The sequence below is a fragment of the Mesorhizobium sp. WSM4871 genome (assembly GCF_055811295.1).
Genome location: NZ_JBVVPU010000003.1, coordinates 1 through 12,024 on the forward strand (window position 1 = coordinate 1; position 12,024 = coordinate 12,024).

The 12,024-nt window shown below is 62.9% G+C and carries 15 protein-coding genes; 7 read left to right on the forward strand and 8 right to left on the reverse strand.

Annotated elements, in window-relative coordinates; all coding sequences use genetic code 11:
* The 3 genes from AC0L2H_RS06645 to AC0L2H_RS06655 form a co-directional block, all read right to left on the reverse strand.
* Window positions 1–276 (reverse strand): thiamine pyrophosphate-binding protein (locus AC0L2H_RS06645; protein WP_473589480.1); only part of this gene is annotated, 276 nt, incomplete at its 3' end.
* Window positions 273–1,448 (reverse strand): CaiB/BaiF CoA transferase family protein, encoded by a 1,176-nt coding sequence (locus AC0L2H_RS06650; RefSeq protein ID WP_473589481.1) that lies wholly within the window; start codon window positions 1,446–1,448, stop codon window positions 273–275. The genes AC0L2H_RS06650 and AC0L2H_RS06645, both read right to left, overlap by 4 nt.
* A gap of 81 nt (window positions 1,449–1,529) precedes the next feature.
* Window positions 1,530–2,462, reverse strand: a complete 933-nt coding sequence (locus AC0L2H_RS06655) for an alpha/beta fold hydrolase (RefSeq protein WP_473589482.1) — start codon at window positions 2,460–2,462, stop codon at window positions 1,530–1,532.
* A gap of 196 nt (window positions 2,463–2,658) precedes the next feature.
* Between AC0L2H_RS06655 and AC0L2H_RS06660 the strand changes: the two genes are divergently transcribed.
* The gene (locus AC0L2H_RS06660; RefSeq protein ID WP_473589483.1) at window positions 2,659–3,672 is read left to right on the forward strand and encodes a ribonuclease T2 family protein; all 1,014 of its coding nucleotides are present in this window, start codon (window positions 2,659–2,661) and stop codon (window positions 3,670–3,672) included.
* 26 nt (window positions 3,673–3,698) lie between these two features.
* Here AC0L2H_RS06660 and AC0L2H_RS06665 read toward each other — a convergent pair whose 3' ends face one another.
* Entirely contained in the window at window positions 3,699–4,994 is a 1,296-nt protein-coding gene (locus tag AC0L2H_RS06665) for a GGDEF domain-containing protein (RefSeq protein WP_473589911.1), read from the reverse strand.
* Between the two features lie 260 nt (window positions 4,995–5,254).
* Between AC0L2H_RS06665 and ettA the strand changes: the two genes are divergently transcribed.
* From ettA to AC0L2H_RS06690, 5 genes are all read left to right on the forward strand, one after another.
* On the forward strand, window positions 5,255–6,904 hold the full coding sequence (gene ettA / locus AC0L2H_RS06670; protein WP_473589484.1) for an energy-dependent translational throttle protein EttA: 1,650 nt from the start codon (window positions 5,255–5,257) through the stop codon (window positions 6,902–6,904).
* A 59-nt stretch (window positions 6,905–6,963) separates the two neighbouring features.
* A complete protein-coding gene (gene relB / locus AC0L2H_RS06675) occupies window positions 6,964–7,200 on the forward strand; it encodes a type II toxin-antitoxin system RelB family antitoxin (protein WP_473589485.1) in 237 nt (78 codons plus the stop codon).
* Between the two features lie 2 nt (window positions 7,201–7,202).
* Window positions 7,203–7,466, forward strand: coding sequence for a type II toxin-antitoxin system RelE family toxin (locus AC0L2H_RS06680; protein WP_473589912.1), 264 nt, complete (start codon window positions 7,203–7,205; stop codon window positions 7,464–7,466).
* Window positions 7,463–8,254 (forward strand): trans-aconitate 2-methyltransferase, encoded by a 792-nt coding sequence (tam, locus tag AC0L2H_RS06685; RefSeq protein WP_473589486.1) that lies wholly within the window; start codon window positions 7,463–7,465, stop codon window positions 8,252–8,254. Before AC0L2H_RS06680 ends, tam begins: the two co-directional genes overlap by 4 nt.
* Window positions 8,255–8,466: 212 nt before the next feature.
* Window positions 8,467–9,588 carry a beta-ketoacyl-ACP synthase III gene (locus AC0L2H_RS06690; RefSeq protein ID WP_473589487.1) on the forward strand — a complete coding sequence of 374 codons (1,122 nt, stop codon included), beginning with the start codon at window positions 8,467–8,469 and terminating at the stop codon, window positions 9,586–9,588.
* On the opposite strand, the gene AC0L2H_RS06695 is transcribed toward AC0L2H_RS06690, so the two are convergent.
* Window positions 9,552–10,154 carry a methyltransferase family protein gene (locus tag AC0L2H_RS06695; RefSeq protein ID WP_473589488.1) on the reverse strand — a complete coding sequence of 201 codons (603 nt, stop codon included), beginning with the start codon at window positions 10,152–10,154 and terminating at the stop codon, window positions 9,552–9,554. The genes AC0L2H_RS06690 and AC0L2H_RS06695 overlap by 37 nt on opposite strands.
* Window positions 10,136–10,342 (reverse strand): hypothetical protein, encoded by a 207-nt coding sequence (locus AC0L2H_RS06700; protein ID WP_473589489.1) that lies wholly within the window; start codon window positions 10,340–10,342, stop codon window positions 10,136–10,138. The genes AC0L2H_RS06695 and AC0L2H_RS06700 overlap by 19 nt, the downstream gene beginning before the upstream one ends.
* Before the next feature lie 17 nt (window positions 10,343–10,359).
* Here AC0L2H_RS06700 and AC0L2H_RS06705 point away from each other — a divergent pair, with 17 nt between their 5' ends.
* Entirely contained in the window at window positions 10,360–10,995 is a 636-nt protein-coding gene (locus AC0L2H_RS06705) for an MOSC domain-containing protein (protein ID WP_473589490.1), read from the forward strand.
* Between the two features lie 29 nt (window positions 10,996–11,024).
* Here the strand turns inward: AC0L2H_RS06705 and AC0L2H_RS06710 are convergent, their stop codons facing one another.
* A complete protein-coding gene (locus AC0L2H_RS06710; RefSeq protein ID WP_107651581.1) occupies window positions 11,025–11,336 on the reverse strand; it encodes a DUF2293 domain-containing protein in 312 nt (103 codons plus the stop codon).
* Entirely contained in the window at window positions 11,333–11,857 is a 525-nt protein-coding gene (gene tsaA / locus AC0L2H_RS06715) for a tRNA (N6-threonylcarbamoyladenosine(37)-N6)-methyltransferase TrmO (RefSeq protein ID WP_473589491.1), read from the reverse strand. Before tsaA ends, AC0L2H_RS06710 begins: the two co-directional genes overlap by 4 nt.
* Window positions 11,858–12,024: the final 167 nt, after the last annotated feature.

The following is a 12,024-nucleotide window of genomic DNA, read 5'->3' on the forward strand; positions in this document are numbered from 1 at the left end:
GGGAACCGAATCCTGCATGGCGATGTGGATGCCGGCCGAGGCGTTGGTGGCGCCGGGGCCGCGGGTGACGAAGCAGACGCCGGGCCTGCCGGTGAGCCGGCCATGGCAGTCGGCCATCATCGCCGCACCGCCTTCCTGGCGGCAGACGATGGTGCGGATCGGCGAATCGTGCAGCGCGTCGAGCACGGCGAGATAGGATTCTCCCGGCACGCAATAGATGCGGTCGGTGCCGTTGGCTTCGAGCGCCTCGACGATCAATTGTCCGCCGGTCTTCATTTTCCTGATCTCTCCAGCTCGGCAAGGATTTCTTCGGTGTGTTCGCCCAGACGCGGCGAGGGCCGCTCATAGACGAGCGGCGTGCCGGACATGACCATCGGCGCGCGCACCGAAGGCAGAAGATTGCCATGGCCGTCGTCGAGGTCGAGCCGCATGCCGCGCGCAATGGTCTGCGGATCGGCAAACATCTGGCCGATATTGTTGATCGGGCTGGCCGGTACGCCTGCTGCTTCGAGCCTGGCCAGCAACGGATCGCGATCGAAAGCCTTCAGCGTCTCGATCACGCGTTCGCGCAGCTTCGACCGGTTGGCGACACGGGCGGGATTGGTGGCGAAATCGGGGTTCGCAGGCAATTCGTCGAGACCGACGGCAGCACAGAATTTGGCGAACTGGCCGTCATTGCCGACGGCCAGGATGATGTGGCCGTCCTTGACCGGAAGCACCTCATAGGGCGCGATGTTCATATGGGCATTGCCCATCTGCACCGGCGATTTTCCAGAGACCAGATAGTTTAGGTTCTGGTTGGCGAGCGCCGAGATCTGGCTGTCGTAGAGCGCCATGTCGATATGCTGGCCTTCGCCGGTCTTCTCCGCATGGCGAAGGGCGGCCTGGATGGCAATGACCGAATAGAGGCCGGTGAAGATATCGGAGATGGCGACACCGGCCTTTTGCGGCTCGCGCCCGGCCTCGCCGGTGATCGACATCATGCCGGACATGCCCTGGATGATGAAATCGTAGCCGGCGCGTGGCGCATAGGGTCCGTCCTGGCCGAAGCCGGTGATCGAGCAGTAGATCAGGCGCGGGTTGATCTTGCGCAGGCTGTCATGGTCGAGCCCGTATTTCCTGAGGCCGCCGAGCTTGAAATTCTCGATCAGCACATCCGCTGTCGCGGCCAGCCGGCGCACCGTCTCGGCGCCTTCCGGGGTCGAGAAGTCGACCGATATGGAGCGCTTGCCACGATTGCAGGAATGGTAATAGGCGGCCGACAGGTTCTCGCCGTCATGGCTCATGACAAAGGGCGGCCCCCATTTGCGGGTGTCGTCGCCGCCGTCGGGGCTCTCGACCTTGATGACATCGGCGCCGAGATCGGCCAGCAACTGGCCGGCCCAGGGCCCGGCCAGGATGCGGGCGAGTTCGATGACGCGCACGCCTTTCAGTGGAGGCTCAGTCATGCATCACCACAGATTGATCGGAAGCGCAGCCTCTATCAACCCCTATCGCCGCTGTCACGGTCCTTGCGATGGGCCAACCCATCAGGCTTTCAACGTGCCACCGGCCCATGTGGCGAAATCGTTCATGACGATGTCCCTGTTCACCTCGTTCAGGCTTTCATGGCGGGTCTCGGCGTAAACCTTTGAAACGAGATTCGAAAAGCCCATCCTTTGCATGCGCCCGGCAAGGTGGCTGACCGCCTTGCCGCCGTCGGTAGCCGGGTCCTTTTCGCCGCCGACCAGATAGATCGGCAGGGTCCTGCGGATATCGGAAAAATTGGCATCGACGGCGCCGTGGAAGATGAAGCCGAACACGTCGCGCCACATCGACACCGAGGCGTCCCAGCCGCAGAGCGGATCGGCGACATATTTGTCGACTTCGGCCGCGTCGCGCGACAGCCAGTCGAATGGCGTGCGGTGATCGGGGACCGCCTTGCCCCAGGCCTGGAATGTCAGCCGCGGCAGCAGGCGCGACGGGACATCGGAGCCCAGCCGGAATTTTTCCCAGGCCAGGATGGCCAGGGCGGCATGGCCGGCGAGCCCGGTGGAAAAATTTGCGTTCCAGATAGCGGCGGCGTGCAGCCGGCCCGAAAGGGCAAGCATGAAATTCAGCGCCACGAGGCCGCCCATCGAATGGCCGAAAAGAATGACCGGGAGACCGGGATGTTCGCTGGCGATCAGATCGTGCACGGCCGCCACATCGGCAATGACCTTGATGCCGCCATCCGTTTGAGCGAACCTGCCGAGGGGGGCATCGGGCGCCCTGGTTGCGCCATGGCCGCGATGGTCATGGGCGTAGACGTGGAAGCCTTGCTGACCCAGAAAGGTGGCGAAGCGGACATAGCGCGCGGCGTGCTCGGCCAGGCCGTGATTGATCTGGACCACGGCGCGCGGGCGGCCTTCGGCGCGTTTGACATAGAGGTTGAGCTCGGCCCCGGTCGGCGAACGCAATATGCGCTGTTGGCTGAATGACATTTCTCGTTTCGTCCCCAACGCGTTTTTCCACGCTTGCCAAGCGTTGTGTGCCGGCGCCTATCTCGCGTCAATCCGACGGCGGCGTTTTCCGCAGCTGTTCTTGCCTGGCAGTATCGCAATTCTGACATGGAAAATCCTGATATCGGGAAGAGGGCGGCAGTCTGCTGCCGCAACATTTTTCAATCGGGGAATTCTCATGCGGACAGGTCTTGCTTTCGGATTGGCGCTTTTGCTCATGTTGCCGACGGGTACGGCGCGCGCCGAGGTGAAGCTGAGCGGCGCCTTCGTGGCCGACGCCGCCTGTCCGGCGACGCATGCCATCAAGAGCGGCAAGAACCCCGGCGACATCTCGACCAGCGCCGGACAGAGCTACGATCTGCTGGCCGGTAACAAGGATGCGCCGACGCATTATCTGATCCGTGTGCCGGGAGCGGATCCGGAGCGCCGCTGGGTGAAGGTCAGTTGCGGCCATGTTTCGGGCGGCAGCGCGTCAACCGGGCCGGCAACACCCGCGCCGGCCGATCAGGGCAAGCCCGCGGCCTCGGGAAAACCCGAATATGTCTTTGCGTTGAGCTGGCAGCCGGCTTTCTGTGAGACAAAGCCGGGCAAGACCGAGTGCAAGACCCAGCCCACTCGCGGCTTTGACGCGACGCATTTCACTCTGCACGGGCTGTGGCCGCAGCCGAATGGGAATTTCTATTGCCAGGTGGCAGCAGCCGACAAGGCCAACGACAATCCGGCCCATTGGCAGGACCTGCCGCCGGTCGAGCTCGATGCGAATACGCGATCTGAACTCGACCAGGTGATGCCGGGCACCGCATCGGACCTCGAAAGGCACGAATGGATCAAGCACGGCACCTGCTATGGCAAGAACCAGCAGGACTATTTCACCGATGCGCTGAGGCTGATGCGCGCGGTGAATGCTTCGCCGGTGCGCGATCTGTTCGCAAAGAACATCGGCAAGCAGCTGACGTCAAATCAGATTCGAAGCGCCTTCGACAGCGCCTTTGGTAAGGGGGCAGGTGAGCGGGTCCGCGTCTCCTGCCTGGTCGATCCCTCGAACGGCAGGCGGCTGATCGGTGAGCTGACGCTTGGCCTGACCGGCCCAATCGGCCCAGACAGTACACTTGGCGAGCTGATGCAGTCTGCCGCACCGACGAACAATGCCGGTTGCCCGAAGGGCGTCATCGATTCCGTGGGGTTCCAATAACAGGTAAGCAAGCAGGCAGCCCGGAGCTATGCCCCGGCGCCCAGTCCTGACCTGGTCCACGCCTTGAGGCCGTCGGCCTCGTTGCCGCCCGGTTCGCCGACGGTGCGGTCGCGTCCGGTCGATTTGGCCCTGTAAAGACGCTGGTCGGCCAGCGCGAAAAGATCGGCAAGGCAACGGGTCGACTCGCTGACGGTGGAAATGCCGGCGCTGACGGTGATATCGAACCGGCTGGTGGCCGCGGTTGCCTTGACCGCGTGCCTTATGCTCTCGCCAAGCAGCCTGGCGAGCGAATGCGGACGCGAGCAAAGGATAGCGAATTCCTCGCCGCCGATCCTGAACACCTGGTCCTCGGGGCTGGCGATCTCGCCGAGCAGGGCCGCGACAGATTTCAGCACCTTGTCGCCCTCGGCGTGGCCGAAACGGTCGTTGATTGATTTGAAGTGGTCGACATCGATGATCAGGAGGCTGAGCGGCTTGGCCGTCCGCAGGCTGGCGGTAACGGCGGCTTCGCCGTCGCTATCGAAGCGGCCCCTGTGCAGCAGGCCGGTGAGGCCGTCGCGGCCGACATGCTGGACCAGCGCCTCATAGCGCTCGCGATAGGTCAGCGTGTCGAAAATGTCGGAGAGGCCGCGTGGTGCCGGGACCTGCCGCGCCTCGAACCATTTGAGATAGGCGACGAGCATGGTGGCGTAGGCGAGTGCGGCCACCATCTTGGCGAACCAGCCGCCGAAGAAGACCGCGATCGGTGCGCCGGTGACGAAATGCAGCGCGGCGAAAAATCCCGCCTGGTCGAAGGTCAGCACGCAAGCGACGCAGACCAGGATGCGGGTAAACAGCGCCTTGCGCAGATAACGTCCGAGCTTTTCGTAAAGCAGGATGATCAGGATGGCGTCGATGAACAGCAGCGTCGTGCCCCACACCATCAGCCAGCCCATCTGGTCGATGAAGCCGATGTCGGGAAGGTTGCCGCCGGGAAGCGGTGAGATCGCATGCATGCGCAGGATCAGCACCAGCCCGATCATCAGGGCATTGCCGAGCAACAGGCCATAGATCGGCTGACGGACGGTGGCCGCGTCCTCCTTGATGTAAAGCAGGAGAAGCATCACCAGCTTGCCGGAAAACAGCACCGCCGAGCCCGGCGAAACCATGCCGAAGGGCAGCGCGACGTAGAACACGCTGGCGAGGTAGGTTTCCAGAAAATGCATGACGCCGAGCGCGCAGACGAACACGCCCAGGCCGATGCGGTGCCTGAACCGGAAAAGCGTGGTCATAACGCCGAAATAAAGCGCCGCTTCGGCAAGGAGCAGGAAACTGTTCAGCAATGCCTTCGACCCGATCCCTCTGCGGAAATCGCGCTCACCGCCGATTTCCCCACTCAACACCGTTTTGACGCGGAATGGTTAACCAGTGCTTGCGCCAGGCTCTGCGACGAACCGAAAACGTCGCCAATTCGGTGAGCGCTTGACGGCCAAAGGCAGGATTGATGCGCCAAAACCGTTTGCCGTTCGGCGCCGCATCACCTACATAGCGCGCAACTTCCATTCAATCCGACATTCCAGTCGACTTTTCAGGGAAAGCGCGCGTGGCACGCCAGTTCATCTATCACATGGCCGGCCTCAACAAGGCCTATGGCACCAAGAAGGTGCTTGAGAACATCCATCTGTCCTTCTACCCCGACGCCAAGATCGGCATCCTCGGCCCCAACGGCGCCGGCAAGTCGACGATCCTCAAGATCATGGCCGGCATCGACAAGGAGTGGAACGGCGAGGCTTGGCTGGCCGAAGGCGCCACCGTCGGCTACCTGGCGCAGGAGCCGGCGCTCGATCCGACCAAGACCGTGTTCGAGAACGTCATGGAAGGCGTCGCCGCCAAGACCGCCATCATCGAACGCTACAACGAATTGATGATGAACTATTCCGATGAGACGGCGGACGAGTCGGCCAAGCTGCAGGACGAGATGGACCGGCTGAACCTGTGGGATCTCGAACAGCAGGTCGAGATGGCCATGGAGGCGCTGGGTTGTCCGCCCAAGGATGCCGACGTCACCAAGCTGTCGGGCGGCGAGCGCCGTCGCGTCGCGCTCTGCCAATTGCTGCTGCGCCAGCCGGACCTTCTGCTGCTCGACGAGCCGACCAACCATCTCGACGCCGAAACGACGGCTTGGCTGGAAAAGCATTTGCGCGCCTATCCGGGCGCGGTGATGATCATCACCCACGACCGCTACTTCCTCGACAATGTCACGGGATGGATCCTCGAACTCGACCGCGGCCGCGGCATTCCCTATGAGGGCAACTACACCAAGTATCTCGAGGCCAAGGCCAAGCGCCTCAAGCAGGAGGGCCGCGAGGACGACGCCCGCCAGCGCGCCATCGGCCGCGAGCGCGAGTGGATCCAGTCCAGCCCGAAGGCAAGGCAGACCAAGTCGAAAGCCCGTATCCAGGCGTTCCAGGATCTGCTGGATGCGGCCGATAAGCGGCGTCCGACCGACACGCAGATTGTCATTCCGCATGGCGAGCGGCTCGGCAATGTGGTGATCGAGGTCGACGGCCTGTCGAAGGGTTTTGGCGATACGCTGTTGATCGAGGGTCTGGAATTCAAGCTGCCGCCCGGCGGCATCGTCGGTGTCATCGGCCCCAACGGCGCCGGCAAGACGACGCTGTTTCGCATGATCACCGGCCAGGAGAAGCCGGATGCCGGCACGATCCGCGTCGGCGAGACGGTCAAGCTCGGCTATGTCGACCAGAGCCGCGACGCACTCGATCCGTCAAAGACGGTGTGGGAAGAGATTTCGGGCGGCGCCGAAGTGGTCAAGCTTGGCAAGTTCGAGGCCAACACGCGCGCTTACTGCGCGTCGTTCAACTTCCGTGGTGGCGACCAGCAGCAGAAGGTCGGTAACCTCTCCGGCGGCCAGCGCAACCGCGTGCACCTGGCCAAGATGCTGAAGACCGGCGGCAACGTGCTGCTGCTCGACGAACCGACCAACGATCTCGATACGGAAACGCTTGCCGCGCTCGAAGACGCGCTGGAAAATTTCGGCGGTTGCGCCGTCATCATATCGCACGACCGCATGTTCCTCGACCGTCTGGCGACGCATATCCTGGCCTTCGAGGGCGACAGCCATGTCGAATGGTTCGAGGGCAATTTCGAGGATTACGAGCAGGACAAGATTCGCCGCCTCGGGCCGGAAGCGGTCAACCCGCATAGGATGACGTATAAGCGGCTGACAAGGTAGGAACGGATTGGTTGCAAGCGTTCCAGGCTGCTCGTACAATCACGGGAAGGAGATAAAACATGCTGAATGTGGAGCTTCCTGTCGCGCTGGAAAAACGTCTTGAGATCGTGGCAAGGAAAACAGGCCGGACAAAGCACGACGTCGTCGTTGACGCCATTGTCGAGCAAATCCAGGACTTGGAGGACGGACTAATTGCTCTCGAACGCCTTAACGATGGCGAAGGTGAATGGCTTTCTCTGGACCAAGTTAAGGAACGACTGGGATTGGACGATGCAAGCGACCGCAGTGACGGTTGATCGTGTGGACAATTCGTGTCGAGAAGCGTGCGCTGAAGGATATCTCCAGATTGCAAAGGTCCGATCAGCGTCGGATTTTGGATTTCCTGGAGAACAGGCTCGCCCAGCGCGATAATCCGTGTGAACTCGGCGAAGCGCTAACAGGACCGCTGGCAGGTCTCTGGAAATATCGTGTGGGCTCATTCCGGATTCTGACAAGAATCGACGACAGCGCCATCGCGATTTGGGTGGTTCAAGTGGGCGACCGTCGCGAGGTTTATCGATGAGTACGGCCGCGAGAGAAAAGCCCGACTGGTCCGCCGCCCAATATCTGAAATTCGAGGACGAGCGTACGCGGCCGGCGCGGGACCTGGTGGCGCAGGTGCCGGTGGCGTCGCCGCGCCGGGTGGTCGACATCGGCTGTGGGCCGGGCAATTCGACCGAGCTTCTGGTCGAGCGCTGGCCGGAGGCGCAGGTGATCGGCTTCGATACCTCGCCCGACATGATCGAGAAGGCGAGGGCGCGCCTGCCCGGCGTCACCTTCGCCCTGGCGGATGCGGCGGCGTGGCAGCCTGAAAAGCCCGTCGACGTGATCTTCGCCAATGCGGTGTTCCAGTGGCTGCCGGAGCATCCGGCAGTTTTTCAGCGGCTGATGGGGTGCCTCACGCCCGGCGGCGCGCTTGCGGTGCAGATGCCCGACAATATGGCCGAGGATTCGCACCGGCTGATGCGCGAGACGGCAGCGGATGCTCCGTTCAAGAAAAAGCTCGAAGGCGCGGCCCGCGCGCCGCTGCCGCCGGTCTCGTTCTACTACGATCTTCTGTCGCCATTTTCCGATCGGCTCGACATCTGGCACACCATCTACAATCATCCGCTGGCCAATGCCGGGGCCATCGTCGAATGGGTGAAGTCGACCGGGCTGAAGCCCTTCCTCGATCCGCTGGAAGAGGATGAGCGGCAGCTTTTCCTGCAGCGCTACACCGCAAAAATAGCGCAAGCCTATCCAGAGACAGCGAACGGCAAGGTGCTGCTGCGCTTTCCCCGGCTTTTCATCGTCGCGCGGCGCGCCGCTTAGGAACTCTCAGGCACACCGAAGACTCTCATGCGCCGCGCTTGATCCGGTTTCGCCGTCATGCGCATTTCCGCGGCGCGAGGTCGTGGCCTCTTTTGTCTCAAGTCCCCTTGGTTTAAGCCGGCGTAAACCGACCAGGTGTGAAAACAGTTGCGCCGAGCTTTCGCGGCGCCCACATGAAAGCCGCAACGCCTGCGCACGGGGACGGACTGGAAATGCATCGCGTCATCATCAGCGGCCTCGGCGTTGAAATCCCCGAGCCCTCGATCACCAATGAAGAACTGGTTGCCAGCTTCAACAGCTGGGTCGATACCGAAAATGTGCGTCGGCAGGCTTCAGGAGAGGCGCTGCTGGCGAAATCGGACAGCGCCTTCATCGTCCATGCTTCCGGCGTCAGGACCCGCCATGTGATCGAACGGGAGGGCATTCTCGATCCGACCCGCATGGCGCCGCGCATTCCGGCGCGGCCGGACGACGCGCTGTCGCTGCAGGCCGAGTTCGGCATCGCATCGGCGAGGAAGGCGCTCGACCATGCCGGCCTCGAACCGTCCGACATCGACCTGGTGATCTGCTCGTCCTCGCATCAGCAACGGCCCTATCCGGCCATCGCCATTGAAATGCAGGAGGCACTCGGCACCAAGGGAGCCGGTTTCGACATGGGGCTTGGCTGCTCGTCGGCGGCGGCGGCATTGCACATGGCGGTCAATCTGGTGCGCTCGGGCGCGCACAAGCGCGTCCTGGTGACGACGCCCGAGATCATCACCGGGCATCTGAATTTCCGCGACCGGCAGACACATTTCATCTTCGGCGATGCTTCAGTGTCGATGATTGTCGAGGGGCTCGCCAAGGGTGACAAGCGGCCAGGCCGCTTCGAGGTGCTGGACACCCGGATCTGGACGCAGATGTCCAACAACATCCGCACCAATCTCGGCTACCACACGCGCACCGCTCAGGACGATCCCTACATGATCAACCTCGAAGGCAATTTGATCAAGCAGGTCGGCAACAAGGTGTTCAAGGAAGTCACCGTCGCCGGCCACAAATTCATCGTCGAATTCCTGGCCGAGCACGGGCTGACGCCGGAAGCGATACGCCGCTTCTGGCTGCACCAGGCCAATGCGCGCATGAACGCCATGATCCTGAAGCTGTCGTTCGGCCACGAGGTCGGCCATGACCGCGCGCCGATGGTGCTGGAGCGGCTCGGCAACACCGCCGGCGCCGGCGCCATCGTCGCCCTGTCCGAGAACCATGCCGACATGAAGGCCGGCGACTACGGCCTGCTGTGTGCTTTCGGCGCCGGCTATTCGATCGGTGGCGCCTTGTTGCGGATGCTATAACTATTGGGTGCGAAAGGCACCAGCATCGGCACGCGGCTGGCATAGTCGTCATAGGCGGCGCCCAATTCGCCGCGCAGGAACTCTTCCTCCAGTCTGGCCTTGACGACGATGCCGATGGTGAGCAGGGCGGCCCCGGCGATGCCCCAGACCGTGCCTTTCGCCGACATGGTGGCGAGAATCGCCAGCAGCAGTCCGGTATAGATCGGGTGCCGGACCAGCCCATAGGGACCAGTATCGACAACATGGTGTCCGGCCTTGGCGGTGACCGTGCCCGACCATAGCCGGCCAAGATGCAGCCTGGCCCACCAGGAGAAGACGAGAGCGATGGCGAGCAGGGCGACGCAGATCCAGGCCTCGGTGAGGGTGGGCATCCAGAGCCGCAGCCGGCCGACATAGCCGTGTGCCGGGACAAACAGCAGGATCACGCCGGCCATCCACAGGGCGCGATAGCGAAGTTCCGCCTGGAACCCGGCACGCTTCGCCACCGGATCGGCCCAGACAGCGGCTGCGATCCAGGACACGAGCCAGAACAGCCAGAGTGCCGCGATTACGGGCGCGGGTTGCATCGGGAACCTCCTCGTAGCGCCATCACCAGATCGCCGCCGCGCGGCGGCAATGCGGCGCGGCGCAAAAAGACACCGGATTTCTGGTAAGAAGATCGTGATCGACGACGACGCGTATCAACCCGGTTGATGCCCATCAACCCGGTTGATTGGATCATCAGTGCTTTCGACTGGACCCTGTCCGGCGACATCGGCTAGATCCCAATGCATGCAACAGACGACAACCACACCGGACCTGTTTCCCGAAGCGGAGACGCCTGTCGAAATCGTCCCGGCGCGCAAGCTTGCTGCTAAGGTCGAGGCGCTCTATGTGGCGCCGTTCGATCACTTCGAGACGCGTGCGGTCGATGAACTGCGGTTGGGGTTCGACGGCATCGAGGGTGATTTCCACGCCGGTGCGACGCGGCGCTCCGGCGGGCGTGAACCCTGGTATCCGCGTGGCACCGAGATGCGCAACGAGCGGCAATTGTCGATCGTTGCGGCCGACGAGCTGGCGATCGTGGCGGAACGGATGGGCATCGCGGAGATCAAGCCGGAGTGGATCGGCGCCAATCTGCTGATCGAGGGCCTGCCGCATCTCTCCATGCTGCCGTCCGGCACGCTCATGTTCTTCAGGGGTGGCGTCACCGTCAAGGTCGACGCGCAGAACGGGCCTTGCCGCATCGCCGGACGATCGGTCGCCGAACACGCCGACATGGCTGATCGGGAGGCGGGCGCGCTGGCGTTCCCGAAAGCGGCGAAGCGGCTGCGTGGCCTCGTCGCCTGGGTCGAAAAACCAGGCACGATCGTTCCCGGCGAAGAGATTTCGGTGCGCGTGCCCGAGCAGTGGATCTACCGGGCATAAAGCGCGCTGGGGCTAGCCGCCGAGGCGCCTCACTCGTCATCGTCGTCGTCGAGCAATCGGGTGGCGCGCCAGCGGGTCAGCACGATGTTGGTCTGTTCGATGACGAAGAAACGCGCCGAGTCGCGGTCATAGCCCTCGGCCAGCAGCTTTTCGTAATCGGTATGGGTGTGGCGGATATGGGCAATGGTCGCCAGCCACACGGCAATCGTCGGCGGCAAGGTCTTCATATGCACCGCGCCGGCGTCGGCGCGGATCCTTTCCATGTCGGCATAGGGCGCCAGCGGCAAAAGCGCAGTCAGCGCCTTGGCGATGGCGCGGCGGCGGCCGGTCGGCGCGCTCATTGTGCATCCCGCCCAGGGGGCTCGTCGCGCCCGGCAATGGTCGCCTCGGCGAAGGCATCGGTCGAGGCGAAATAGGGCTTGATGTCGATGACCGGCGTGCCGTCGAGCACATCGATGGCGTCGATATCGATGCGGCCGGTGTCGATATCGACGGCGACGAGCCTGGCGATATGCAGCCCGACCGGGTTCGGCCGGGCAGGGGAGCGCAGCGAAAAAACACCTTTCGGTTCAGCGGCATGGCGGGGTTTCTGAACAATGAGAGTCCGCGGCGCATGGTGCAGCCAGGACAGGATGACGACGTGGCTGGCGCGCTCCAGCCCGAGCAGGCCATCACGGTAGGGCCGGTCGATGGTAATGATCGCCGGCTGGCCGGTTTCCCGCGCCGCCCTCATGTTCTTCGGACAGGTCTCGCGAGTCGTCCACGGCGAGGCGATGCGGCCGATGAAGACGACATGGCCGTCCGGCGGCATATCGGCCGGATCGGTTTCCAGAAGCCTTTCACCGCTGCGCGTCTCGAACATGGTTTTCGCCTCTATCATGTTTCCCGCATGTCGTGGCCGAAAACCGGTTCCCCGCCTGGATGCCGGTCCAGGCTTGCAAGATCACGCATGCGCCATTTTTTTGTCCGAAAGCGACATAGTGCTTGCAAGACACTGAAAATCGACATAAACATATGTTTATATCTTTT